General features: G+C 65.5%; 22 protein-coding genes. 6 read left to right on the plus strand and 16 right to left on the minus strand.

All coding sequences use genetic code 11. The annotated features are described in order from the left end of the window. Positions 1 to 8 precede the first annotated feature (8 nt). From XH79_RS05685 to XH79_RS05720, 8 genes are all read right to left on the minus strand, one after another. Positions 9 to 950, minus strand: a complete 942-nt coding sequence (locus XH79_RS05685) for a GAF domain-containing protein (RefSeq protein ID WP_271581005.1) — start codon at positions 948 to 950, stop codon at positions 9 to 11. A 225-nt stretch (positions 951 to 1,175) separates the two neighbouring features. Continuing rightward, positions 1,176 to 1,607 (minus strand): hypothetical protein, encoded by a 432-nt coding sequence (locus XH79_RS05690; RefSeq protein WP_183238978.1) that lies wholly within the window; start codon positions 1,605 to 1,607, stop codon positions 1,176 to 1,178. Positions 1,608 to 1,802: 195 nt separating this feature from the next. Further along, positions 1,803 to 2,006: a hypothetical protein gene (locus tag XH79_RS05695; protein ID WP_271581006.1), complete on the minus strand. Its 204-nt coding sequence runs from the start codon at positions 2,004 to 2,006 to the stop codon at positions 1,803 to 1,805. A gap of 173 nt (positions 2,007 to 2,179) precedes the next feature. After that, entirely contained in the window at positions 2,180 to 2,881 is a 702-nt protein-coding gene (gene lexA, locus XH79_RS05700; protein WP_027559402.1) for a transcriptional repressor LexA, read from the minus strand. A 176-nt stretch (positions 2,882 to 3,057) separates the two neighbouring features. After that, complete coding sequence (locus XH79_RS05705) at positions 3,058 to 4,269, minus strand: molybdopterin molybdotransferase MoeA (protein ID WP_271581007.1); 1,212 nt, start codon at positions 4,267 to 4,269, stop codon at positions 3,058 to 3,060. A 230-nt stretch (positions 4,270 to 4,499) separates the two neighbouring features. Further along, on the minus strand, positions 4,500 to 4,694 hold the full coding sequence (locus tag XH79_RS05710) for a hypothetical protein (RefSeq protein ID WP_271581008.1): 195 nt from the start codon (positions 4,692 to 4,694) through the stop codon (positions 4,500 to 4,502). Between the two features lie 157 nt (positions 4,695 to 4,851). Beyond that, positions 4,852 to 5,478: an HAD family hydrolase gene (locus tag XH79_RS05715; RefSeq protein ID WP_271581009.1), complete on the minus strand. Its 627-nt coding sequence runs from the start codon at positions 5,476 to 5,478 to the stop codon at positions 4,852 to 4,854. 14 nt (positions 5,479 to 5,492) lie between these two features. After that, positions 5,493 to 6,626 (minus strand): alpha-hydroxy acid oxidase, encoded by a 1,134-nt coding sequence (locus XH79_RS05720; protein ID WP_212336063.1) that lies wholly within the window; start codon positions 6,624 to 6,626, stop codon positions 5,493 to 5,495. Between the two features lie 296 nt (positions 6,627 to 6,922). On the opposite strand from XH79_RS05720, the gene XH79_RS05725 reads away from it, so the two are divergent. Then, complete coding sequence (locus XH79_RS05725; RefSeq protein ID WP_271581010.1) at positions 6,923 to 8,260, plus strand: S41 family peptidase; 1,338 nt, start codon at positions 6,923 to 6,925, stop codon at positions 8,258 to 8,260. 189 nt (positions 8,261 to 8,449) lie between these two features. Here XH79_RS05725 and XH79_RS05730 read toward each other — a convergent pair whose 3' ends face one another. Next, positions 8,450 to 11,170, minus strand: a complete 2,721-nt coding sequence (locus XH79_RS05730) for a bifunctional diguanylate cyclase/phosphodiesterase (protein WP_271581134.1) — start codon at positions 11,168 to 11,170, stop codon at positions 8,450 to 8,452. Positions 11,171 to 11,482: 312 nt separating this feature from the next. Between XH79_RS05730 and XH79_RS05735 the strand changes: the two genes are divergently transcribed. Then, positions 11,483 to 11,647 (plus strand): Flp family type IVb pilin, encoded by a 165-nt coding sequence (locus XH79_RS05735; protein WP_026311877.1) that lies wholly within the window; start codon positions 11,483 to 11,485, stop codon positions 11,645 to 11,647. 28 nt (positions 11,648 to 11,675) lie between these two features. Here XH79_RS05735 and moaC read toward each other — a convergent pair whose 3' ends face one another. Genes moaC through XH79_RS05755 form a run of 4 tightly spaced genes read right to left on the minus strand, consistent with a single transcriptional unit; the run spans position 11,676 to position 15,951 of the window. Beyond that, a complete protein-coding gene (gene moaC, locus XH79_RS05740; protein ID WP_018642268.1) occupies positions 11,676 to 12,194 on the minus strand; it encodes a cyclic pyranopterin monophosphate synthase MoaC in 519 nt (172 codons plus the stop codon). A gap of 1 nt (position 12,195) precedes the next feature. Next, positions 12,196 to 13,017: an indole-3-glycerol phosphate synthase TrpC gene (gene trpC, locus XH79_RS05745; protein ID WP_271581011.1), complete on the minus strand. Its 822-nt coding sequence runs from the start codon at positions 13,015 to 13,017 to the stop codon at positions 12,196 to 12,198. A 7-nt stretch (positions 13,018 to 13,024) separates the two neighbouring features. Then, entirely contained in the window at positions 13,025 to 14,038 is a 1,014-nt protein-coding gene (gene trpD, locus XH79_RS05750) for an anthranilate phosphoribosyltransferase (protein WP_271581012.1), read from the minus strand. A 14-nt stretch (positions 14,039 to 14,052) separates the two neighbouring features. After that, positions 14,053 to 15,951 carry a SurA N-terminal domain-containing protein gene (locus tag XH79_RS05755; RefSeq protein WP_271581013.1) on the minus strand — a complete coding sequence of 633 codons (1,899 nt, stop codon included), beginning with the start codon at positions 15,949 to 15,951 and terminating at the stop codon, positions 14,053 to 14,055. A gap of 257 nt (positions 15,952 to 16,208) precedes the next feature. Between XH79_RS05755 and tpiA the strand changes: the two genes are divergently transcribed. From tpiA to XH79_RS05770, 3 genes are all read left to right on the plus strand, one after another. After that, a complete protein-coding gene (tpiA, locus tag XH79_RS05760; RefSeq protein ID WP_271581014.1) occupies positions 16,209 to 16,964 on the plus strand; it encodes a triose-phosphate isomerase in 756 nt (251 codons plus the stop codon). 154 nt (positions 16,965 to 17,118) lie between these two features. Further along, a complete protein-coding gene (secG, locus tag XH79_RS05765) occupies positions 17,119 to 17,505 on the plus strand; it encodes a preprotein translocase subunit SecG (protein WP_028136194.1) in 387 nt (128 codons plus the stop codon). A 166-nt stretch (positions 17,506 to 17,671) separates the two neighbouring features. Continuing rightward, complete coding sequence (locus tag XH79_RS05770) at positions 17,672 to 19,303, plus strand: CTP synthase (RefSeq protein ID WP_212336069.1); 1,632 nt, start codon at positions 17,672 to 17,674, stop codon at positions 19,301 to 19,303. A 4-nt stretch (positions 19,304 to 19,307) separates the two neighbouring features. Here the strand turns inward: XH79_RS05770 and XH79_RS05775 are convergent, their stop codons facing one another. From XH79_RS05775 to XH79_RS05785, 3 genes are all read right to left on the minus strand, one after another. After that, positions 19,308 to 19,970 (minus strand): class I SAM-dependent methyltransferase, encoded by a 663-nt coding sequence (locus XH79_RS05775; protein WP_271581015.1) that lies wholly within the window; start codon positions 19,968 to 19,970, stop codon positions 19,308 to 19,310. Between the two features lie 107 nt (positions 19,971 to 20,077). Beyond that, entirely contained in the window at positions 20,078 to 21,454 is a 1,377-nt protein-coding gene (locus tag XH79_RS05780; protein WP_271581016.1) for a sensor histidine kinase, read from the minus strand. Positions 21,455 to 21,463: 9 nt separating this feature from the next. Further along, positions 21,464 to 22,141: a response regulator transcription factor gene (locus XH79_RS05785; protein ID WP_271581017.1), complete on the minus strand. Its 678-nt coding sequence runs from the start codon at positions 22,139 to 22,141 to the stop codon at positions 21,464 to 21,466. 188 nt (positions 22,142 to 22,329) lie between these two features. Between XH79_RS05785 and XH79_RS05790 the strand changes: the two genes are divergently transcribed. Continuing rightward, positions 22,330 to 22,656 (plus strand): NIPSNAP family protein, encoded by a 327-nt coding sequence (locus XH79_RS05790; protein ID WP_271581018.1) that lies wholly within the window; start codon positions 22,330 to 22,332, stop codon positions 22,654 to 22,656. Positions 22,657 to 22,732 lie beyond the last annotated feature (76 nt).

Genomic DNA, 22,732 nt, shown 5'->3' on the forward strand with positions numbered 1-22,732 from the left:
CGGACGGGCTACAGGTACCAGGCCAGCACGGCGTCGAGCCCGGCGCTCCCGATCACCGGCAGGGCCACCAACTGGCTCAGCCCGGACGCGCGGGCCTCAGCGGCCGCGATCGATTTGTCATGCGCGAGATCATCGTTGAGCGCGGGCATCCCGGTGGCCCAGGCGCCGCCGATGCTGCCGTCACTGCTGGCAATGGATTTGTCCGCATAGAGCGCGGCAAGGTCGGTCTGGGCGCTGCAATCGCCGGCGCGGAAGACCAGCGCAGAACGGGTCTCGTTCGGCACCCAGATCTCGAAGCGCCGTGCAATTGGCGTCGCCTGCGCGGAGAGGAAGGTCAGCACCCAGGTCTGGTCGGTGCCGGTCCGGTAGGGCACGCCGACGCCGAGATTGATCCCGACCTCGGCGGCGTCTTCCCAGCGCAGAAAGCTCTTGGCGTTGTGCAGGTCCTTGATGATCAGCGGCAGGCCGGCTTTCCAGGTGCGTCCGGGCAGGCCGAAGCCGCGCGGAAACCTGGTGTGACGGGAGTTGAACTCGAACATGTCGGCGGTGCCATAGTAACCGTCGACCAGTCCCATCTCGTGGGAGGTATCGGGGTCATTGTGCCAGAGCTCGATCGCGCCGACATGCGCCTCGTCGTCGCCGCAGAACAGCACCATCACGGCCTGCAGGAATTCGCCTGAGAACACCGGCACCGCCACGCCGCAGGTCAGGCCCGCCGCGAGCGCCTGGTCGGTCCGCTTGAAATAGGAGTTGGCGAATTTGGTGAGGATGACGGGATGGCCGGAAGCCCAGGCCTTGCCGGGAAGGCCCTCATCCCGACCGAAGCGCAGATCTTCGCTTGCGGCCCTGAACGCGGACAACCCTTCGCCGTAGAGGCCGCCGCCGAATTCCAGCCGCATGCGCGTCCGGTCGGGCACCCAGAGTTCAACGACGCGAATGAAGGTCTTCATCGAACGTGCCCGCTGCCTCAAGCCTCCTGGCAGCATCGGCCATTTGCCTGCAGAACGGACGTTCAAAATTCAGGCAGGGCAGCGCAAACTTCGTGCGACGGAGAACAGCGGCGGGCGAGCCGGCGAAGGTATTTTCGAAGATGCAAACCTCACCATCTCGCCGGCCGCGGCCGGCGATGGCGATTTCAATCTTGGCCCCGACCCGCGAGCCGGGGGGCAGCTAGGTCAGCCAATCGGCAGGCGTGTGATCGTCGGCCTGTCGGCGGTGATCTGCGGCTTGTGCTCGCGCTCGCCGAGTGGCTGGGTCACCGGCAATTGCAGCACGGTTGCGCGCTGGCCTTCCACGAGCTGAGTCACCAGCACGTATTTGCCGTCGGGGAATTCGATCGCATCGTGATGGCGATCCGGAATGTGCGGATCGATCTTGCCGAACTTGCCGACGCGCGAGTTGATGGTGCGCGTCCAGATCCAGCGATTGTCGTAGCGGACATTGTCGGCGAAGGCGAGCTCCGTTCCCGGCAGCAGGCATACCGCGACCGACATGTCGGCTTCGGAGGCGAAGCCGCGTGTCGAGGTGCCGCGGAAGGTTGTCGTGACGATCGTCTCGCCGACTTCGGCGGGACGCGTCGCGACGGCGTGCAGGCTGTAGTCACACATCGGGGTGCTCCTCATTCGAAGATAGCGACCCGCGCCTCCTGTCGAGGCACAGGCCTCTATCAGAGTGGAAGCATACAACGGTCTGCTTGGTTGTGGGCAAATCTGCGGCTTTGGGTCCGCAGGCCGCCATCACAATATCTTTTTCAGATGCACGAGGAACAAAGCCTGCTCCCGTGCATTCGGCATGCTTCGTCGTCAGCGGCCAGCAGGTGCCGACCAGCCTGAATACGGCCAGGCGGGTTGCGACGGCGCTGCAATGGCTCCGCGTGCGTTGCGGAATTGCTCGCTCGTCGTCGGCGGCGTCGCCTTGCGGACATGATGCGACTGTGCGGCGACGGCCTGTGACACTGACGTTGCGATCAGCGCCATCGTGACGATGCTCAAGACGATCTTGCGCATGGTTGTCTCCTCGGTTTCTCACAAGGCCTGCGAAGCGATGAGTGCTTCGTGCGGCGTGCCGAGGATCTAGCGCGGGAGAGGTGGCCGGATAATCTGTGCAGAACCAGAAAGACTATCCAGCCGGAGCGGACAATCGTCCGCTCCAACGCGTGTCGAACGATCGCGAGGTCAGCTCAGTACTTCCGGTACAGGCCGATCAGCTTGCCCTGAATCTTCACCCGGTTGGGCGGCAGGATGCGGACCTCATAGGCGGCGTTGGCGGGCTCGAGCGCGATCGAGGCGCCGCGGCGGCGGAAGCGCTTCAGCGTCGCTTCCTCGTCGTCGATCAGCGCCACCACGATGTCGCCGGTGTCGGCGCTCTCGTTGCGCTGGATCAGCGCCATGTCGCCGTCGAGGATGCCGGCTTCCACCATCGAATCGCCGCGCACTTCGAGCGCGTAGTGCTCGCCCGAGCCGAGCATGTCAGGCGGCACGCTGATGGTGTGGCTGCGGGTCTGCAGCGCCTCGATGGGCGTGCCGGCCGCGATACGGCCCATGACAGGCACGGCGACCGGACGCTCACCCTCGTCGGCGGGCGGGCTGGAGGTCGTGCGCACCTTGCCGAGATTGCCTTCGATGACGCTCGGCGTGAAGCCGCGACGGTTGCCGGCGGCCGCCTGAAGCTCGGGCAGCTTGATGACCTCGATCGCGCGGGCGCGGTTGGGCAGGCGGCGGATGAAGCCGCGCTCCTCGAGCGCGGTGATCAGGCGATGGATGCCCGATTTCGACCGCAGATCGAGCGCGTCCTTCATCTCGTCGAAGGAAGGCGGCACGCCGCTTTCCTTCAGTCGCTCGCTGATGAACCGCAGGAGCTCGTATTGTTTGCGCGTTAACATCTCGACCAAAATCCCCCGGTTGATGTCGTTCGATTCCGAGACGCTCAGTTCAGCGATAAGCCGCTGCATGCTCGAAACAAATCATGAACGGACACTATATGTTCGATACATGTTCCGCAACTGCTTAATTTACCGTGAACGCGACAAAGTTCGCGGAACGCGTGTGGTGACGGCGCTCAGACGGGCAGAGGCAGCACCTCGCATGGCGAGCCGGCTTCGGCCTTCGGCGCGAACGGTGCGCGCACGAGAAGTGCCTGTGCCGCAGCGAGATTCGCAAGCAGCGAAGAATCCTGGTGATCGACGGGAAGGGCGATCAGCGTGCCGTCGTCGCGCCGCTCCAGCCGTGCGCGCAGATAGTCCTCGCGGACATCGTTTGCGCCGAGGTCGCGGCCGAGCACGGCGCGCTCGCGCCGATGGTGAATCACGGCGCGGCCCGACAGCGCGCGAATCAACGGCACCATGAACAGGAAAGCGCAGACGTAGGACGACACGGGATTGCCGGGCAGGCCGATGACGCGCATCGCGCCGAGCCGGCCGTGCATCATCGGCTTGCCCGGCCGCATCGCGATCTTCCAGAACGACATCGCGATGCCCTCGGCCTTGAGCGCCTGCTGGACCAGGTCGTGGTCGCCGACCGAGGCGCCGCCGCTCGTGACCAGGATGTCGGCGCCGCTCTCGCGGGCCCGGCGTATCCCGGTGGCGGTGGCCTCCAGCGTATCGGCGGCCACGCCGAGGTCGACGGTATCGGCGCCCTCCTGGCGGGCGAGCGCGTGCAGGGCATAGCCGTTGGAGTAGACGATCTGACCGGGGCCGGGCATTGCGCCCGGCATCACCAGCTCGTCGCCGGTGGCGAGGACCGCGACCTTTGGACGGCGTTGGACGGGTAAATGCGGGTGATTCATCCCGGCGGCGAGAGCGAGATCGCGTTCGGTGAGCCGGGTTCCCTTGCGCAGCAGCACGTCGCCCTCGGCGAAGTCGATCCCGGCGCGCCGGATATGCCGTCCGGGAATCGCTGCTTCCTTGATCGTGATGCGCTTGCCGTCCGCGGCCGTGTCCTCCTGGATCACGACCGCGTCTGCGCCGGCGGGAACGACGCCGCCGGTGAAGATCCGGACTGCTTCGCCGGCGCCGACCGACCCGGCAAATGGCCGTCCGGCCGCAACCTCGCCAATGACCGTCAGCTGGGAATCGATCGTCGCCGCATCGGCCGCACGCACGGCATAGCCGTCCATCGCCGACATCGCCTCCGGCGGCTGCGTGCGCCGCGCCGCGACGTCGCGCGCGAGCACGCGATGGAAGGCTTGGTCGAGGGGGATCGTTTCCTCAGGCAGCGGCTCCGCGCCGGCGAGCACCGCGGCAAGCGCGTCAGAAACCGGCATCAAGGCCACGGCTGAAAACTCCTGCTGCGCACGTTCGGCAAATCGGCGGCCAGAGTTCTAGCCGAGTGCGGGCGCAGAGGCAAAACAGCGGAGGTGCGGGATGATTCAGCCTGCGTTGTCCGCTCTGTCCTGAAAGATGGACGTCAAATCCTCCGCGGCATGATCCGGAAGGCGAGGCAGACCGGCACAAGGACGGCCATGGCAAGCACGAGAAGAACGAGCGCCACGGCCAGCATCGGTCAACTCCTGGCCGGTTCGTCCGGACTGACGTCCGGCGCTTTGGGACCCTGGTCCTTGTCGGGCAGCGGGTCGGCCTGGGATTTCAGGTCGGCGGCCTTCCTGATCAGCTTGGCGGATAGGTCGGAGTCCGAAGTGATTCTTGCGAACTCGAGCAGCAGAGAGGCTTGCTTGGTGAGGTAGGATTTGCCCAGCACGTCGATCGGTCCAATGCAGAAGTCCCAACGGACTCAAGAGTCCGGAAGGGCCGATTTCGTTCCCGGAACTCCGTACAAAAATGCACAAAGTGATTTGGTTCCTCATTTTGGGCAAAAACCGGTTCCTGGAACCGCGTCCGCCAGGAGGCGGATCCGTTCAAATCCCGAGCTTCTTCAGCGCATCGCCGACGTCACGGGGCGAGGTCACATGCACCGCGGTCAATCCGCGCGCCCGGGCTCCTTCGATGTTTTCTGCGAGGTCGTCGAAGAAGACGATGCGGCTTGCCGGCACGCCCATCGCCGCCACCACGTGATCGAAGGCTTCCGCATCCGGCTTGCGCAGGCCGATGCTGGACGACAGGTAGAGCTCGCGGAAATGGCCGAGCAGGCCGGCATATTCCTTCGAGAAGTAGTCGACATGCGGCCGATTGGTGTTGGAGAAGGCGTAGACCGGCATCTGCTTGGCCGCACGCGGCAACAGCTCGGCGATGTCAGGCATCTCGCCGGCGAAGATCGCGTTCCAGCCCTCCAGGAACTGCGCATCGGAAATCGCGATCCCGAGCGATGAGCGAAGCGAGGCGAAATAGTCCTCGTCGCTGATCTTGCCGACCTCGTGCAGCCGGTAGGCTTCGCTGTCGCGCACATATCGCGCGACGATGGCTTCGGGCCGGCAGCCGGCATGTCCCGCCCAGCAGGCGATTGCCTTCGAGAAATCGATGTCGAGCACCACGCGCCCGAGATCGAACAGAAGCGCATCGGCGCTGCCGGGAGAGAGCGAGGTCACTTGTGTCCTTTCACTCAATATCGGTACGGGTCATGATCGAACAGCGGGAACGCGCTGAACACGCTCGGCGCGTTGGTCGCGGTTGCCGGGTGCAGGCAGGACTTGCCAACCTCGGCAAACGAGGTAGCGCCCAAGAGTCCGAGGCAGCGCAGCACTTCGTCTTCCAGCAGCTCCAGCATTCGCGTCACGCCGGCTTCGCCGGCCGCCGCCAGCGCCCAGCATTGCAGCCGGCCGATGCCGACGAGGTCGGCGCCTGCCGCAATCGCCTTGACGATGTCGGTGCCGCGGCAGAAGCCGCCATCGACCATGATCTTGGCGCGGCCTTTCACGGCGTCGACGATTTCAGGCAGCACATGCATGGCGCCGCGGCCGTGATCGAGCTGGCGGCCGCCATGGTTGGAAACGTAGATCCACTCGACGCCGTGATCGAGCGCGATCAAGGCATCCTCGGCGGTGGCGATGCCCTTGAGGATCAGAGGGATCTTGAACTTATCCTTGATCATCTTCACGGTCCGCCACTCCAGTCCCTTCTGGTAGTCGCCGCCGGTGGCGCGCAGGCGGCTCTCGCGAACATAGCGCTTGGCGATGTCACGTTCGCGACGGCTGTAATGGGCGGTGTCCACGGTCAGGCAGAAGGCGGCGTAGGCGTTCTTCTCGGCGCGGCTGACGACATCGGTGACGAAGGCGTCGTCGCCGCGCACATAGAGCTGGAACAGGCGCAGCGCATCGGGGGCGGCTTCGGCGGTTTTCTCCAGCCCGGGTTCGGTTACCGAGCTCAGCATGTGTGCCGCACCGAAGGCGCCGGCGGCGCGGGCGACGGCTGCCGCGCCGTGCGGGTCGAAGACTTCCAGCGCCCCGACCGGGGCCAGCACCACCGGCAGGCGCATCTTGCGGCCGAACTGCTCAACGGAGCCGTCGACCTCATGCACGTCGCGCAGCACGCGCGGGCGAAAGGCGATCTCGTCCAGCGCCATGCGGTTGCGGCGCATCGTGGTCTCGGTCTCGGCGGCGCCGACGATGTAATCCCAGGCGTTCTGGTTGAGGTTGGCGCGCGCCTTCTTGATGAATTCGTGCAGGTTCTGGAACGGCTCGTTGCTGGAGCCGAGTTCGACGTTCCGTTCCGGCCGGATGCGAGGCGCTTCGTTCATTGTTATCCTCCCGAGAATTTGAAGCCTTGTGTCATCGCCTAACCCGTCCGCCTCTCCAAAACCATCCTAAAATCGCATAGCTGCGAGGCGCGGACCGGCCGACCGATTCCCGCCTTTCGCGCGAGACGGTTTCGGAACGTTGCCAAAAGTTTAGGCCGGGACGAAGGGATTTTTGCAAGTGCCCCGCCGGCGTTGCGGGCCGGCCTTGAAGAAACCTGAATGGTATTGTGAGAACCGGGCTGGATCGCCATTTGCATGGCGGCTCCCGAGCCCCGAGCAAGAAGGCTAACCCATCCATGCGGAAATCCCTGCTGTTCCCCCTTGGCGCGCTCACCGGAGTGTGCCTGACCCTTCTGGTATCCGGTCCGCAGGGCGGGCTATGGGCGGCGAGGGCGGCGGCGGGCGCGGACGATGCTTATTCCAAGCTAAACCTGTTCGGCGAAGTGTTCGAGCGCGTGAAGGCCAGCTATGTCGAGAAGCCGGACAATTCCAAGCTGATCGAAGGCGCGATCACCGGCATGGTGACCGCGCTCGATCCGCATTCGCGCTACATGAACGACAAGGCCTGGACCGAGATGCAGGAGACCACCTCCGGCGAGTTCGGCGGCCTCGGCATCGAGGTCACGATGGAGGAGGGCCTCGTCAAGGTCGTCTCGCCGATCGACGACACGCCGGCCTCGAAGGCCGGCATCATGTCCGGCGACCTCATCAGCAAGATCGACGGCGAGGCCGTGCAGGGCATGACGCTCGAGCAGGCCGTCAACAAGATGAAGGGCCCGGTCGACACCAAGACCAAGCTCACCATCGTGCGCAAGGGCGCGGACGCTCCGCTCGACGTCGCGATCACGCGTGAGATCATTCATGTGCGCCCCGTCCGCTTCCATGTCGAGAATGGCGACATCGGCTATATCCGCGTCACCTCGTTCAACGAGCAGACCACCGACGGCCTGAAGAAGGCGATCGCGGCGATCTCCAAGCAGGTGCCGCAGGAGAAGCTGGTCGGCTACGTGATGGACCTGCGCAACAATCCGGGCGGATTGCTCGACCAGGCCGTGTCGGTGTCGAGCGCCTTCCTGCAGCGCGGCGAGGTCGTCTCGACGCGCGGCCGCAATCCGGAAGAGACCCAGCGCTTCACCGCGCATGGCGGCGACCTCACCAAGGGCAAGCCGCTCGTGATCCTGGTCAACGGCGGCTCGGCTTCGGCCTCGGAGATCGTGGCCGGTGCGCTGCATGACCACAAGCGTGCCACGATCATCGGCACGCGCTCATTCGGCAAGGGCTCGGTGCAGACCATCATCCCGCTCGGCTCCGGCAACGGCGCGCTGGCGCTGACCACAGCGCGCTACTACACGCCGTCGGGCCGCTCGATCCAGGCCCAGGGCATCGCGCCCGACATCGAGATCCTCCAGGACGTGCCGCCCGAGTTGAAGGGCCGGATGGACACCATGGCGGAGTCCCAGATGCGCGGCCATCTGCAAGCCGCCGACGGCACCGAGCAGACCGGATCGCAATCCTATGTCCCGCCGGAAGAGAAGGACGACAAGGCCCTGCACGCGGCTTACGACTTCCTGCACGGCGTCACCGCGAACGCAGTCGCCGCAAAGCCGGCGCCGAAGGCTGCGGTGCCGAACTAGAATCTTACGATCTCCAGACATCGATCGCCCGGGAGTGGATGACCGCTCCCGGGCGATTCTGTTTTGGGGGGCTGTCGCAGTGATCTGTAGCCCGGATGGAGCGCAGCGCAATCCGGGTCCCTGTCGCGGCGAACGATCGGCCCCGGATTACGCTTCGCTCCATCCGGGCTATGTTCGCGACATTCCGACCTAACCGGCCTCGCGCCGGCGGCTCTCGCTGCCTTCGCGCCGGGCGAGCCGGCTGCGATGCAGCGCGAACAGCTCCAGCATCTTGTCGGCGGGCTTGGCGGCACTGAACAGGTAACCCTGCATCTCGGAGCAGCCGAGCGCGCGGAGCAGGCGCTGCTGCTCCTCGGTCTCGACACCCTCGGCCGTGGTGGTCATGCGGCGCGCGGTCGCCAGGTTGACGACGGCCTGGACGATGCTGGCGGAGCCGTCGGGCCCGGCGATGTCGTCGACGAAGCAGCGGTCGATCTTGATCTTGTCGAACGGGAAGCGGTGCAGATAGCTCAGCGAGGAATAGCCGGTGCCGAAATCGTCGAGCGCGATACGCACGCCGATGGCGCGGAGCTGGTGCAGGATCGCAAGCGCCGTATCATCGTCACGAATCAGCACCGCTTCGGTGATTTCGAGCTCGAGCCGGCTCGCCGGCAGGTTGGAGGCGGCGAGCGCCGCCATGATCTTCAGCGCCAGCGTGCCGCTCTTGAACTGCACCGGCGAGACGTTGACGGCAAGGCGGATGTCGTCGGGCCAGCCGGCCGCATCCCGGCAGGCGGTCGCCAGCACCCATTCGCCGATCTCGTTGATGAGACCGGTGTCTTCGGCGATCGGGATGAACTCGGCCGGCGAGACCATGCCGCGCTCGGGATGGCGCCAGCGTACCAGCGCCTCGCAGCCGGTGATGCGGTCGTCCTTCAGGCCGAGACAGGGCTGGTAATAGACCTCGAGCTCGCCATGGGCGATGGCGTGGCGCAGGTCGATATCGAGCTGCCGCCGCTCGCGGACCTTGGCATCCATCTCGGGCTCGAAGAAGCGGTAGGTGCGGCGTCCTGCGGATTTGGCGGCGTACATCGCAAGGTCCGCGTTCTTCAGGATCTGGTCCAGCGCCGTGCCGTGTCCCGGCGCCAGCGCGATGCCAATGCTGGCGTCGCTGGTGAGATGATGACCCATGCAGTCGAACGGCGTGCGGATGGCCTGAAAGACCCGGGCGACGAGATCGTTGACCTGGTCCGGCGACGTCACCGCGCTCTGCACGATGGCAAATTCGTCACCGCCGAGCCGCGCCACGAAATCGGTCGGGCCGGCGCAGCGGCTGAGGCTGGTTGCGACCAATTTCAGCAGCTCGTCGCCGACGAGATGGCCGAGCGCGTCGTTGACGCCCTTGAACTCGTCGATGTCGATATAGTGCACCGCGACCTCTTCGCCGTCGGCGATGGCGGCCAGCTCCTGCCTCAGATGCTCGTGGAACATGGCGCGGTTGGGCAGATCGGTCAGCGCGTCGTAATGGGCAAGATGGATGATGCGCTCCTCGATGCGCCGGCGCTCGGTAATGTCCTCGTGCGTCGCCACCCAGCCGCCGTCCGCGAGCGGCTCGTTGAGAACCTGGATCGAGCGGCCGTCCGCGGTGTCCACCACCATGGAATTGCGCACATGGATGTCGCGCAGCACGCGTTCGACATATTGATCGACGTCGCCGGTGAACGAGCCGGTCGTCTTGCGATGGGCGATGATGTCGTGGAAGCTGCAGCCCGGCGTCACCACGGCGGCCGACAGGCCGTACATGTCGATATAGCGCTGGTTGCACACCACGAGCCGGCGGTCCGCGCCGAACAGCAGCAAGCCCTGGGTCATGTTGTTGACGGCGCGGTCGAGGCGTTGCTTCTCCAGCGTCAGCCGCTCCCTGGAGAGGCGGTGCTGCTCCAGAAGCTTGCGCACGATCGCGATCAGAACGCCGGCGATGGCGAGCGCGGAAGAGGCGGCGACCGAGATCAGGATGCCGATCTGCTCACGCCAGTCGGTCAAGGCCGCCGCGCGTGTCGTGGTGGCCATCATCAGGATCGGGAAGTGGGGCAGGGCGTGCGAGGCGATCAGGCGGTCGTCGCCGTCGATCGGGCTCATGAAGCGTCCTGCGAAGTGATCGAGCCCGAAGACCCGCTGCTGCGCGAAGGAACCGGTCTTGAAATTCCGCCCCATCAATTCGCTGGAATGGGGATAGCGGGCGAGCAGCGTGCCGTCACGATGCAGCATCGAGATCGTCGCGCCTTCTCCGAGCACGACGGACTCGAAGAACTTCTCGAAATTGGCAGGCTCGATGCCGCGGCCGACCACGCCCATGAACTCGCCGTTCGGGCCCACGATCTTGCGGACGAGCAGGATGGTCCAGGCGCCGGAGATGCGGCTGTGCAGTGGCTCGATCAGGACATCAGGCGAATAGGGATCGTACTTGAAGGTGCGGAAATAGGCGCGATCGGCGACGTTCACCTTGGGCGCCGGCCATGCCGTCGACGAGTTGATCACGTTGCCGTCGGCATCGATGATGTTGACGCCGCCGATGTAAGGCAGCGCCTCGATCTTCGAACGCAGCATCCGGTGGATGTCCTCACCCGAGAGACGCTTGCGATAGTCTTCCGCGCTGGAAACCCCGATCGCGCGGACGTGGCCGACGAAATCCTTCTGGATGACCGCGAAATCCTGCAATTGCTGATCGAAATGATGGGCCAGCATCAGCACGGTGTTTTCCAGCTCGCGGCCGGAATTGCGCAGCGCGCGTTCGCGGAAATTCTGCGCCATCAGCGTCGCGCCGACGGCAATTGCGGCGATCAGCAGCGCGCCGCCCACGACCAGCCAGCGGATCGGTCCGCTGCGCACGAAGGCCTGGTCAAAGAGGCGACTGCCGTATTTCGTCATCATGTCGATTGTTGCCGCGCACACGCCAGGATCAATTCTTGATCCTCAAGACATCCGTTGGTTTACGGGAACGGTATGGAGGCGAAGTTAGGAAGCGCGGTTAACGCGACATGAATCGCCGCACACAAAAGCGATCGATACGCGGCGTGCAAGCCGTGCAGGAATTGCCGCAAGACACCTGCGATGCCGGTCAGTTCCTGCCGGCTGGATCAAGTTCAACCAAGGCTTAACCATCTAAGGCGTTGGCGATCCTCAAGTCGCCATTGGCACGCGATTTGCGAACATGCCTGCCGACGACACAGTGAGGAGTTGATCATGAAAACCGTTTTGAAGAACTTCATTGCCGACGAATCCGGTGCGACCGCGATCGAATACGGCCTGATCGCCGCCGGCATCGCGCTTGCGATCATCGCCGTGGTCAACAATCTCGGCTCGACGCTGAAGCTGAAATTCGGATCGATCAGCACGTCGCTGAAATAGGCGTGCACCAGAGCGCTTCGAGCGAGTGCTAGGCGCGGTAATGGCCGGACTTGCCGCCGAGCTTCTCGACGAGATGGATGCCCTCGATGCGGACGCCGCGCTCGACTGCCTTGATCATGTCGTAGATCGTGAGGCAGGCGACCGACACGGCCGTGAGCGCCTCCATCTCGACGCCGGTCGGACCTGTCACCTTGACGCTGGCGCGCACGAGACATCCCGGCAATTTCGCGTCCGGCTCGATGTCGACGGTGACCTTGGACAGCGCGAGCGGATGGCAGAGCGGGATCAGCTCGGAGGTGCGCTTCGCGGCCATGATGCCGGCTATGCGCGCGGTGCCGAGCACGTCGCCCTTCTTGGCGTTGCCCGAGACGATCAGATCGAGCGTCGCCCTGGTCATGACGACACGGCCTTCAGCGACCGCGAGCCGCTCGGTCGCGGGCTTGGCCGAGACGTCCACCATCCGCGCTTCGCCGGAGGCGCCGATATGGGTGAGGGCAGGCCCGGCCTTGGTCTTCGATGGCTTGGTCGTGGAAGCCTTGCGCGCCATGTCAGCGCGTACCGGTCGCGCGCGCGCCGGTCTCGCGCGCGAGCAGCGTGCGCGTGGCCGCGGTGACGTCGGCCTGCCGCATCAGGCTCTCGCCGACCAGGAAGGTCGACATGCCGACGCGCTCGAGCCGGGCGAGATCAGCCGGGGTGAAGATGCCGCTTTCGCCGACCATCAGCCGCCCCTCGGGGATCAGCGGCGCCAGCGTCTCGCTGGTCGCGAGCGTGGTCTCGAAGGTGCGCAAATTGCGGTTGTTCACGCCGATCATCGGCGAACGCAGTTTTAGCGCGCGGTCGAGCTCGGCGCGGTCGTGGATCTCGATCAGCACATCCATGCCGTACGCGAGGGCCGCGTCTTCGAGGTCCTTGGCGGTGGCGTCGTCGAGCGCGGCCATGATGATCAGGATGCAGTCGGCGCCATGCGCGCGCGCTTCCGCCACCTGATAGATGTCGAACATGAAATCCTTGCGCAGCACCGGCAGCGAGGTCGCCGCGCGCGCAGCCACCATGAAGTCGAGATGGCCCTGGAACGAGGGCGTGTCGGTCAGCACCGAAAGGCAGGCGGCGCCGCCGGCCTCATAGGCCCTGGCGAGGAGCGGCGGATCGAAATCCGCGCGGATCAATCCCTTCGACGGCGAGGCCTTCTTGACCTCGGCGATCAGCGCGTAGTCGCCGTTGGCATGCTTGGCCCTGATCGCACGCACGAAGCCGCGTGCAGCGGGCTGCGTCTTGGCCTTCGCCTCCACCGCCGACAGCGGCTGCGCGCGCTTGGCGGCGGCGATCTCCTCGCGCTTGTACGCCTCGATCTTGGTCAGGATGTCCGACATGTCAGGCTCAGCCGTTGGAGACCGCGATCAGGTGCTTCAGCCGCGCGTTCGCCGCGCCGCTGTCGAGCGATTTTGCGCCGATCGCAACGCCCTCCTTGAGGTCCTTGGCACGGCCGGCCACGACCAGTGCGGCGGCGGCGTTCATCAGCGCCACGTCGCGGTAGGGGCTCGGCTTGCCGTTGAGCACGCTTTGCAGCGCGATCGCATTGGCGTCGGCGTCGCCGCCCTTGAGCGCACCGGTCTCGCAGCGCGAGAGCCCGGCTTCCTCCGGTGTCACTTCGAAATTCTTGATCTCGCCATTGTGGAGCGCGGACACGAAGGTCGGGCCGGTGAGGGTGATCTCGTCGAGACCGTCGGAGCCGTGCACCACCCAGGCGGATTCGGAGCCGAGGTTCTTGAGCACCTGCGCCAGCGGTTGCACCCATTGCCTGGAGAACACGCCGACCATCTGCCGCTTCACGCCGGCCGGGTTGGACAGAGGGCCGAGCAGGTTGAAGATGGTGCGCGTGGCGAGCTCGACCCGCGTCGGGCCGACGTTCTTCATGGCGGGATGGTGGGCGGGAGCGAACATGAAGCCGATGCCGCATTCACGTACGCAGCGCCCGACTTGCTCCGGCTTGAGGTCGATCTTCACCCCGAGCGAAGCCAGCACGTCGGCAGCGCCCGAGCGCGACGACAGCGCGCGGTTGCCGTGCTTGGCCACCGGCACGCCGGCGCCTGCAACGATGAAGGAGGCGCAGGTCGAGACGTTGACCGAGCCGGAGCCGTCGCCGCCGGTGCCGACGATGTCGACGGCGTCGGGCGGCGCCGTCACGGTCAGCATCTTGGAGCGCATCGCCGCGACCGCGCCGGTGATCTCGTCCACGGTCTCGCCGCGCACCCGCAGCGCCATCAACAGGCCGCCCATCTGCGAGGGCGTAGCCTCGCCCGACATCATGGCGTCGAAGGCGGAAGCGGCTTCGTCACGCGACAGGCTGGCGCCGGTCGCCACTTTTCCAATGATCGATTTCAGGTCGTCCATCGCGTGCTTTCAACTCACTGGTTCGCGCCGGTCACCTGCGCGAAGGCGGCCTGATTAATGGTGGTCCCGATGTCGGTTTCAAGCTTGTTGACGTAGGCGGCGACCTGCTCCTCGATCTGGGCACGGTCGAGGCTGTCCTTCAGCTTCTTGACCGCGTCGGAGGCGGCATCGACCGCGGGATCGATGATGTCGGTGACGCGGAACACGATCACCTCGCTGCCGCCGCTCACGGGCGTCTGTCCGACGCCGTCCTTGACGGTGCGGAATGCGGCCGCCACGACGGTGCCGGGCACGCCGGCGGGCGAGTCGTCGCGCTTGAAGCCGGTCGCGGTCTCGACCTTGGCGCCGATGGCGGCCGCCTCATCCGCGAGCTTGCCGCCCGCTTCGAGCTTCTGCACCATCTCGGTTGCCTTGGCCTTCAGCTTGGTCGCGATCTGGTCCTGGCGCCAGCGCGCCTCGACCTGGTCGCGGACCTCGTCGAGGTTGCGGTCGCGCGACGGCGTGATGGCAATCACGTCATACCAGACATAGCCGCCCTTGAACGAGATCGCGTCGTTGTCGACGCCGACATCGGTGTTGAAGGCCTGCGACACCACGTCGAGGCCCTGCGGGATGTTGGCCACCGGCTGGCCATTCGGGGCGCGGCCGGAGCGGTCGACGGCGTCGATGGTCACGGCGGTGAGGCCGAGCTTCTGCGCCGCGTCGATCACGCTGGAGCCGCCGCCGCGCTCGTCTTCCATCTTGTCGCGGAGTTCGGCGACCTTGACGCGCGCGCGGTCGGCCGCGATCTCGCGCTTGATGTCGCCGGCAAGCTTCGCATAGTCGGCCTCATTGCCCGGCTCGATCTTGTCGACCTTGACGATGGAGGTGCCAAGAGCGCCCTGGACCGGCTGGCTGATCTCACCGGCTGGAAGCGCGAAGGCAGCATTGCCGACCGCAGGGTCGAGCGCCGACTTGGTCACCAGTCCAAGGTCGACGTCGGAGGTGCTCAGCCCGCGCTCCTTGCCGAGATCCTCGAACGACATGCCGCCAGCGAGCCGCTCGCGCGCGGTCTTTGCCTCAGCTTCATTGGGAAACACGATCTGGTGGATCCGGCGCTTCTCAGGCGTGCCGAGCCGGTCCTTGCGCTGCTCGAACAGCTTCTTGGCGTCCTCGTCGGAGACCTCGGTCCATTTGCCGATCTCCTCCGGCGAGATCACGACGAAGGCGATCTTGCGAAATTCGGGCGCGCGGAACTGGACCTTGTGGTCCTCGAAATAGGCGGCGAGCGCCTCGGGCGAGGGCGCGTCGATGGTACCTGCCTGGGCGGTGTCGAGCCTGATGAACTCGATGGAGCGCTGCTCGTTCTGGAAGCGCGTCAGCACATCGATCATGGCCTTCGGCGGCTCGAGGCCAGCGCCGATCGTGCCGGTGATCTGCCGACGCAGCGACACCTTGCGCTGGTCGGCGACGTAGCGCTGCTCGGTGTAGCCGAAATTGCGGATCATGGCCTGGAAGCGGTTTGCATCGAAGTTGCCGCCGACGCCCTTGAAGTTGGGGTCGTTCATGATGACCTGGCGGATCTGCTCGTCGGACTGGCCGAGCCCGAGACGGCGCGCCTCTTCGTCGAGGGCGGCTTCAGCAATGGTCTGCTGCAGCACCTGCCGGTCGAGGCCGAAGGCACGGGCCTGGTCGGGCGTCAGCGGCCGGCCGAACTGGCGGCTGATCTGCTGCAGGCGGTCGGTGTAGATCTGCCGGAACTCGTTCAGCGAGATCTCGGTGCTGCCGATCTTGGCCACGGTGGACTGTCCGAAGCCCTTGAAGATGTCGGCGATGCCCCAAATGCCGAAACTGACGATCAACACGCCCATCACCACGGCCATAATGGTCTTGCCGAGCCAGTTCGATGAGGCCTTGCGCATTCCTCGAAGCATTTGGTCCAACTTGTTTGGTCAGGAGGGGAACGGGAGCGCGTCTTAATGCAGATTCCGCAAAAGCGCGTCACCAAATTGATAGATCATCATAAAGTGGCGGCTTTCCCCCCGCAACCTCAGGTCATGCGACGGCGAGAAGCTGCGGTTAAAAGCCCCAAAGCGTTTTCTGTCAGGAAAACGCGTCAGAACAAGAATCTGGAACTGCGGCAGGTCCTCTGCTAGCGCATGAACAAACCCTCATATCGCTGGAAATTGACATGACCGACGCCATCCGACCGCTGATCGCCGGCAATTGGAAAATGAACGGCCTGAAGGCCCAGGCTGCCGAATTCGACGCCATGCTCAATGGCGCGGCAGATGTGGTCGCCAAGGCCGACCTGCTGGTCTGCCCGCCGGCGACCCTGGTTGCCGCCTTCGCCGAGAAGGCACGCGGCAAGAAACTTGCGGTGGGGGCGCAGGACTGCCATCCGAAGGCATCCGGTGCCCATACCGGCGATATCGCCGCCGAAATGCTGGCGGATGCGGGCGCGACCGCCATTATCGTCGGCCATTCCGAGCGTCGCGCCGATCACGGCGAGGGTGACGCCCTCGTCAGGCAGAAGGCCGAAGCGGCCTGGCGGGCGGGGGTCACGGCGATCGTCTGTATCGGCGAGACGCAAGGCCAGCGCGACGCCGGCCAGACCCTGGACATCCTCCGCGGTCAGCTCCAGGGCTCGCTCCCGGATGCCTCGACCGCCGCCAATCTGGTCGTGGCCTATGAGCCGGTCTGGGCGATCGGCACCGGCCTGACTCCTACGGCCCAGGATGTCGAGCAGATTCATGGGTTTATCCGGGAACTCCTGACCTCCCGGTTCAAGGCCGATGGCGCCAGGATGCGGATCCTCTACGGTGGCTCGGTCAAGCCCTCGAACGCGGCCGAGCTGATGGCCGTGAAGAACGTCAACGGCGCGCTGGTCGGCGGCGCCAGCCTGAAAGCGGCCGATTTCCTTGCCATTGCCAAGGGCTGTCCCTAGCTAACCCAAAGCTTTGGCAGTCCTAAGCTAAGTCTTGGACCGATCGGGGGTGGCAATACCCCCTCCGATCGTGTAACACCGCGCAACTTCAGGAAAGCCCGCGAAGCGCGATCGGCCGCCGTCAGGCGCCGCCCGCTTGTGACGGAAGGACACTATGCAGACCGTTGTCATCGTCATTCACCTCATGATCGTCGCCGTCATGATCGGCGCCGTCCTGCTCCAGAAGTCGGAAGGCGGCGGCCTCGGCATGGGCGGCGGCGCGGGCTTCATGTCCAGCCGCGGCACCGCGAACCTCCTGACGCGGACCACCGCGATTCTGGCTGCGGGCTTCTTCCTGACCAGCATGTTCCTGTCCTGGCACGCGGGCTACAGCCGCGCGCCGTCGTCGATCATCGGCACGCCGGCGTCGCAGGGCCAGCCGGCCGGCGGATCGCCGATCGCGCCGCCGACCTCGGGCGGCATCCTGGATTCGCTGAAGAAGGCCGACGAGCAGCAGCAGGCGCCGGCTCCGACCGGCCCGCAGGTACCGCGCTCGCAATAAAGCAGGGGGGCCATGCAGGGCGGTGGCTACCGTCCTGCATCAACAATCCCCATCAAGGCACTGTCACCACTCTTAGTTCTGGCTCACCCACAGGCCCGCAAAATCTTTGGGGCGGAAGACGAATCGCTTTGGCGAATCGAATTCGAGGGATTAGAGGTTAAGTCCCATGGCGCGGTACATATTCATCACCGGCGGCGTGGTTTCTTCGCTCGGCAAGGGTCTGGCTTCAGCGGCACTCGGTGCCCTGCTGCAGGCCCGGGGCTACAAGGTCCGCCTCCGCAAGCTCGATCCCTATCTCAACCTCGATCCCGGGACGATGTCGCCGTATCAGCACGGCGAAGTGTTCGTGACCGATGACGGCGCGGAGACCGATCTCGACCTCGGTCACTACGAGCGCTTCACCGGCCGGCCGGCGACCAAGGCCGACAACATCACGACGGGGCGCATCTACCAGGACATCATCACCAAGGAGCGCCGCGGCGATTATCTCGGCGCGACCATCCAGGTGGTTCCGCATGTCACCAACGCCATCAAGGAATTCGTCCTCGACGGCAATGACGATTACGATTTCGTGCTGGTCGAGATCGGCGGCACCGTCGGCGACATCGAAGGCCTGCCGTTCTTCGAGGCGATCCGCCAGCTCAAGAACGAGCTGCCGCGCGATCACGCCGTCTATATCCACCTGACGCTGCTGCCGTACATTCCGAGCGCCGGCGAATTGAAGACCAAGCCGACGCAGCACTCCGTGAAGGAGCTGCGCTCGATCGGCATCCAGCCGGACATCCTGCTCTGCCGTACCGATCGCGAGATCCCGAAGGAGGAGCGGCGCAAGCTCGGCCTGTTCTGCAACGTGCGCGAAAGCGCCGTGATCGAAGCGCGCGACGCCGACAGCATCTACGCTGTCCCTGAGGCCTATCACAACGCAGGCCTCGACGACGAAGTGCTTGCCGCCTTCGGCATCGGATCGCGGATCCCGCCGGTGCTCAAGAGCTGGCAGCAGATCAACGAGCGCATCCGCAATCCCGAAGGCAACGTCACCATCGCCATCGTCGGCAAGTACACCGGCATGAAGGATGCGTATAAGTCGCTGATCGAGGCGCTCTCGCATGGCGGCATCGCCAACAAAGTGAAGGTCAATCTCGACTGGATCGAGAGCGAGATCTTCGAGAAGGAAGATCCCGCGCCGTTCCTCGAGCACGTCAACGGCATCCTGGTGCCGGGCGGATTCGGCCAGCGCGGTGCGGAGGGCAAGATCAAGGCGGCGCAGTTCGCACGCGAGCGCGACGTGCCGTATTTCGGCATCTGCTTCGGCATGCAGATGGCGGTGATCGAGGCCGCGCGAAACCTCGTCGGCATCGAGGATGCCAACTCCACCGAGTTCGGCCCGACCAAGGAGCCGCTGGTCGGCCTGATGACGGAATGGCTGCGCGGCAACGAGCTCGAGAAGCGCTCGCAGGCCGGCGATCTCGGCGGCACGATGCGGCTTGGCGCCTATCCCGCCGCGCTCAACCGCGGCAGCCGTGTGTCGCAGGTCTATGGCGGCGCGACCGAGATTTCCGAGCGCCACCGCCACCGCTACGAAGTGAACACCGCCTACAAGGATCGCCTCGAGCAGCATGGCCTGAAATTCTCGGGTCTCTCGCCCGACGGCGTGCTGCCTGAGATCGTCGAGTACGAGGATCACCCCTGGTTCATCGGCGTCCAGTTCCACCCCGAACTGAAGTCGCGGCCGTTCGAGCCGCACCCGCTGTTTGCCTCGTTCATTCAGGCGGCGATGGTGCAGAGCCGGCTGGTGTGATGGTTCAGCGCGCGGCGGAGTAGTCGCACGCGTGATGCATCGGCGCCAGTGCGACCCGCGCTGACGGTTCAGGCGCAAACGATCCCGTGATCAGCTTCATCTGCGGCCGTCGCGTCAGCCTGTAGACGGCCGCTGGCGGCACGTTCAGCAAGGCGCGATCCACCAGCTTTGCGCGCAGGCCGAGCCGATCGAGCATGGGCCGCGGCACCGGGCAGTTCATGCCATAGGTGAACTGGTAGAAGGCGCCACCGGGACGGACATAGCTGAACGCGCCGCTGAGGATCGAGATAACCTTGCGCCTGGACATGTTGAGCAGCGGCAGGCCGCTCACGACCGCGCCCACGGGAGCACCGTCATAGAGGCGCTCGGCCGCGAGCCGCGCCGCGTCCATCCACAGCACGCGCGACCCGGGAAAGCGCATCTGCAGGAGCTTCATGAAGTCGGAGCCGTATTCGATCAGCGTGAGATCCTGCGGCCGGACCCCTCGTTTGAGCAGCTTGTAGGTGAATGCGCCGGTGCCGGGACCGAGCTCGAGAATTGGCCCCGTCGTTGCACTGATCTCGCGCGTGATGAGGTCGGCGAGCGCCGCACCCGATGGTGCGATCGCGCCGACCCGACGCGGGGACGACATCCAGGACAGGAAGAACGAAAGGAAATCGTTGGGCATGCGCACTCCGGCATCTTGGTTTGCACCTCAAAGGAGGTGCGACGGATGCAGTGTCGCGGGAGCGCATTGCGACAGCATTGCGCTATGAGGCGCGAATGCGAATTGAATCAGCTCTGCCGCACTTCCGGCAGCGTCATCCGGAAACAGGCGCCGCCTTCCGGCCCGTCCGCCACCGAGACGTGGCCGCCATGCAGCTGCACGATCTCGCGCACCATGTTGAGGCCGAGGCCTGCACCGCGATCGAGCGGGGTCAGCCGATAGAACGGCTCGAAGATCTGCTCGCGCTGATCGGCGGGAATGCCGGCGCCTTCATCGGTGACCTCGATGCACGCAGGGCCGCTGACGCGAATCCCGATCGTGCCGCGGCGCGGGCCATGCTGGATCGCATTCTGCACGAGATTGGTCAGTGCGCGTTCCAGCGCCGCCGCATCGCCGATCGTCTCGACCGGTGTCGCCGGCGCATCGAGCGCCAGCTCGTAACCGGCGGCGATCGCCAGCGGGGCGAGGTCCGCGGCGACGCTTTGCGCAACGGCGGCGAGATTGACGCGCGTGAAGGGATGGCCGCAGCGATCGAGCCGCTGGATATCGAGCAATTGCTCGGCAAGCGTCGCAAGCCGCGCGGCATCCTCCAGCAGGCGGGTCTTGTCCGGACCGGGGCTAAGCGACTCCAGCCGCGTGTTCAGGATCGCGATCGGCGTGCGCAGCTCATGTGCGGCGTCCGCGACGAAGCGCTTGTGGCGGGCATAGCCCTGGTCGAGCCGCGCCAGCGCATCGTTGATCGCGGTCACCAGCGGCACGACCTCCAGCGGGATGCGCTCGACGGGGAGCCGCGCGCCGCGCTGGTGGATATCGATGCGTCGCGCCTCGTTCGCCGCGGTATCGAGCCCCCTGAACGCGCGCTGCACGATCATCGGCGTCGCGATGAACGTTGCCGTTCCCATCAGGAGCAGGCCGGGCAGGGCGATGCCGAGGAACGCAAGGGATGTCGTGAACAGCGCCTTGGCGCCGGTCAGACGTCCTTGTGTCGCCGTGATGATCTGCACATTGCCCGCATCGGTGTCGACCCGCTTCAGCCGCGCAGCCGGCTTGCGCGGATCGTCCTCGAACAGTTGCCAGCCGAGCCGCGCCTGGCTGATCTGGTCGAGGCCGCTGCCGATCGCGGCGAATTCTGCCGGCACGTTGCCTTCGCTGAGCGAATGTCCCTGCTTGTCGCGGACCAGGAACCAGAGGTCGGGTGTCTCGTTGCGCAATTGCTGCAGCTCGGCGGTCGGTCGCAAGATCAGTCCGCCTTGCGCCTCGCGCGCGAGCGCGCGCTGGACGACATCGATGACGCGGTCCTCGTCGCGCTCGGCCAGCACGAAGCCGGAGGCGCACAGCCCGGCCAGGACGACCGCAACCAGCGCGACCAGGATCGCGGCCTGGAGCGAGAGCAGGCGCCAGCTCAAGCGCGAGCGCAGGCAATAGGGATCGTCGTGTTTGCTCATTTAGCTTCTTCAGGCTGGCAGTTTCTTGAGGAGATAGCCGACGCCGCGAATGCCGTGGATCTCGATGCCCGCGTCGGCGTCCGCGAGCTTGCGCCGCAGACGCGAGACATGCGTGTCGAGCGCGTTGGACTGGATCTCGTCGTCGAAATTGTAGACCGCCGCTTCCAGTGCCGAGCGCAGCACGGTCCGGCCCATGCGGCGGACCAGGGCTTCGAGCACCAGCAGCTCGCGGCGGGGCAGCTCGAACGGCGCGCCGTCGATGCTGGCTTCGCGATGACCGAGGTCGAAGGCGAGGCGGCCGGCACGGATGATTTCGGGGGAGAGGCCCGCGGGCCGCCGCAGCACGGCGCGCAGCCGCGCCAGCAGCTCCTCGACCGCAAACGGTTTTGCCAGATAGTCATCGGCGCCGCCGTCGAGCCCGGCGATGCGGTCGGCGAGCTCGCCGCGCGCAGTCAGGACGATGATCGGCACGCCGTCGGCGCGCGCGCGGAGCTTTGGGATCAGAGCGAGGCCATCGCCGTCAGGAAGCTGGCGGTCGAGCAGGACGGCGGCATGGACGTCGGCCGAAATGGCCTCCTCCGCCTCGGCCAGCGTCGGCGCATGGTCCACCACCATGTCGTAGCGCTTCAGCGCCGAGGCCAGCGCGCAGGCCATTTCCGCTTCATCTTCGACCAGCAAAATCCGCATGTGACAGGCACCTGAACCGCAACTGAGCCTTTCTAGCGGCCCGATCATTGCGGCAGCATTGCGGGAGTCTGGCGCAGCGCCGGGAGCTCAAGCCATGCGCAGAACGCCACAGGGGCAGCCGGGCGGGGCTCAAGACGCCGTGGGGGCCAGCCGCTATAACCGCCGGGCCTGTTCAGGGAGGAACATGAATGATCTACGAAATGCGTCAGTATCGCTGCGTGCCGGGCCGCCTGCCGGCGCTCTTGAAGCGGTTCGAGACGGTGACGCTGAAGCTGTGGGAGAAGCACGGCATCAGGCAGGCCGGGTTCTTCACCACGCTGATCGGCGAATCCAACCAGGAGCTCACCTATTTCCTGGCCTGGGAGTCACTCGCCGAACGCGAGACGAAGTGGGGCAAGTTTATGACCGATCCGGACTGGATGAAAGCGCGCGCCGAGAGCGAAGCGGACGGCCAGATCGTCGGCAATATCGTCAGCCAGCTCCTGACGCCGACTGCCTTCTCGGCGGTGAAGTAGGAACCTGTCACTGCAAGGGCGGCGCCGGGAGCCCCGGCGCAACCCTGATATTCGGATGGCCCGGGCCGAATAGGGT

It is taken from the genome of Bradyrhizobium sp. CCBAU 45389 (genome assembly GCF_028128625.1).
Classification (GTDB): Bacteria; Pseudomonadota; Alphaproteobacteria; order Rhizobiales; family Xanthobacteraceae; genus Bradyrhizobium; species Bradyrhizobium liaoningense_B.

Coding starts and splice junctions, on each gene's coding strand:
- XH79_RS05685 (WP_271581005.1), bottom strand. CDS start 950: ATGAAGACCTTCATTCGCGTCGTTGAACTCTGGGTGCCCGACCGGACG.
- XH79_RS05690 (WP_183238978.1), bottom strand. CDS start 1,607: ATGTGTGACTACAGCCTGCACGCCGTCGCGACGCGTCCCGCCGAAGTC.
- XH79_RS05695 (WP_271581006.1), bottom strand. CDS start 2,006: ATGCGCAAGATCGTCTTGAGCATCGTCACGATGGCGCTGATCGCAACG.
- lexA (WP_027559402.1), bottom strand. CDS start 2,881: ATGTTAACGCGCAAACAATACGAGCTCCTGCGGTTCATCAGCGAGCGA.
- XH79_RS05720 (WP_212336063.1), bottom strand. CDS start 6,626: ATGAACGAAGCGCCTCGCATCCGGCCGGAACGGAACGTCGAACTCGGC.
- XH79_RS05725 (WP_271581010.1), top strand. CDS start 6,923: ATGCGGAAATCCCTGCTGTTCCCCCTTGGCGCGCTCACCGGAGTGTGC.
- XH79_RS05730 (WP_271581134.1), bottom strand. CDS start 11,170: ATGATGACGAAATACGGCAGTCGCCTCTTTGACCAGGCCTTCGTGCGC.
- XH79_RS05735 (WP_026311877.1), top strand. CDS start 11,483: ATGAAAACCGTTTTGAAGAACTTCATTGCCGACGAATCCGGTGCGACC.
- moaC (WP_018642268.1), bottom strand. CDS start 12,194: ATGGCGCGCAAGGCTTCCACGACCAAGCCATCGAAGACCAAGGCCGGG.
- trpC (WP_271581011.1), bottom strand. CDS start 13,017: ATGTCGGACATCCTGACCAAGATCGAGGCGTACAAGCGCGAGGAGATC.
- trpD (WP_271581012.1), bottom strand. CDS start 14,038: ATGGACGACCTGAAATCGATCATTGGAAAAGTGGCGACCGGCGCCAGC.
- XH79_RS05755 (WP_271581013.1), bottom strand. CDS start 15,951: ATGCTTCGAGGAATGCGCAAGGCCTCATCGAACTGGCTCGGCAAGACC.
- tpiA (WP_271581014.1), top strand. CDS start 16,209: ATGACCGACGCCATCCGACCGCTGATCGCCGGCAATTGGAAAATGAAC.
- secG (WP_028136194.1), top strand. CDS start 17,119: ATGCAGACCGTTGTCATCGTCATTCACCTCATGATCGTCGCCGTCATG.
- XH79_RS05770 (WP_212336069.1), top strand. CDS start 17,672: ATGGCGCGGTACATATTCATCACCGGCGGCGTGGTTTCTTCGCTCGGC.
- XH79_RS05775 (WP_271581015.1), bottom strand. CDS start 19,970: ATGCCCAACGATTTCCTTTCGTTCTTCCTGTCCTGGATGTCGTCCCCG.
- XH79_RS05780 (WP_271581016.1), bottom strand. CDS start 21,454: ATGAGCAAACACGACGATCCCTATTGCCTGCGCTCGCGCTTGAGCTGG.
- XH79_RS05785 (WP_271581017.1), bottom strand. CDS start 22,141: ATGCGGATTTTGCTGGTCGAAGATGAAGCGGAAATGGCCTGCGCGCTG.
- XH79_RS05790 (WP_271581018.1), top strand. CDS start 22,330: ATGATCTACGAAATGCGTCAGTATCGCTGCGTGCCGGGCCGCCTGCCG.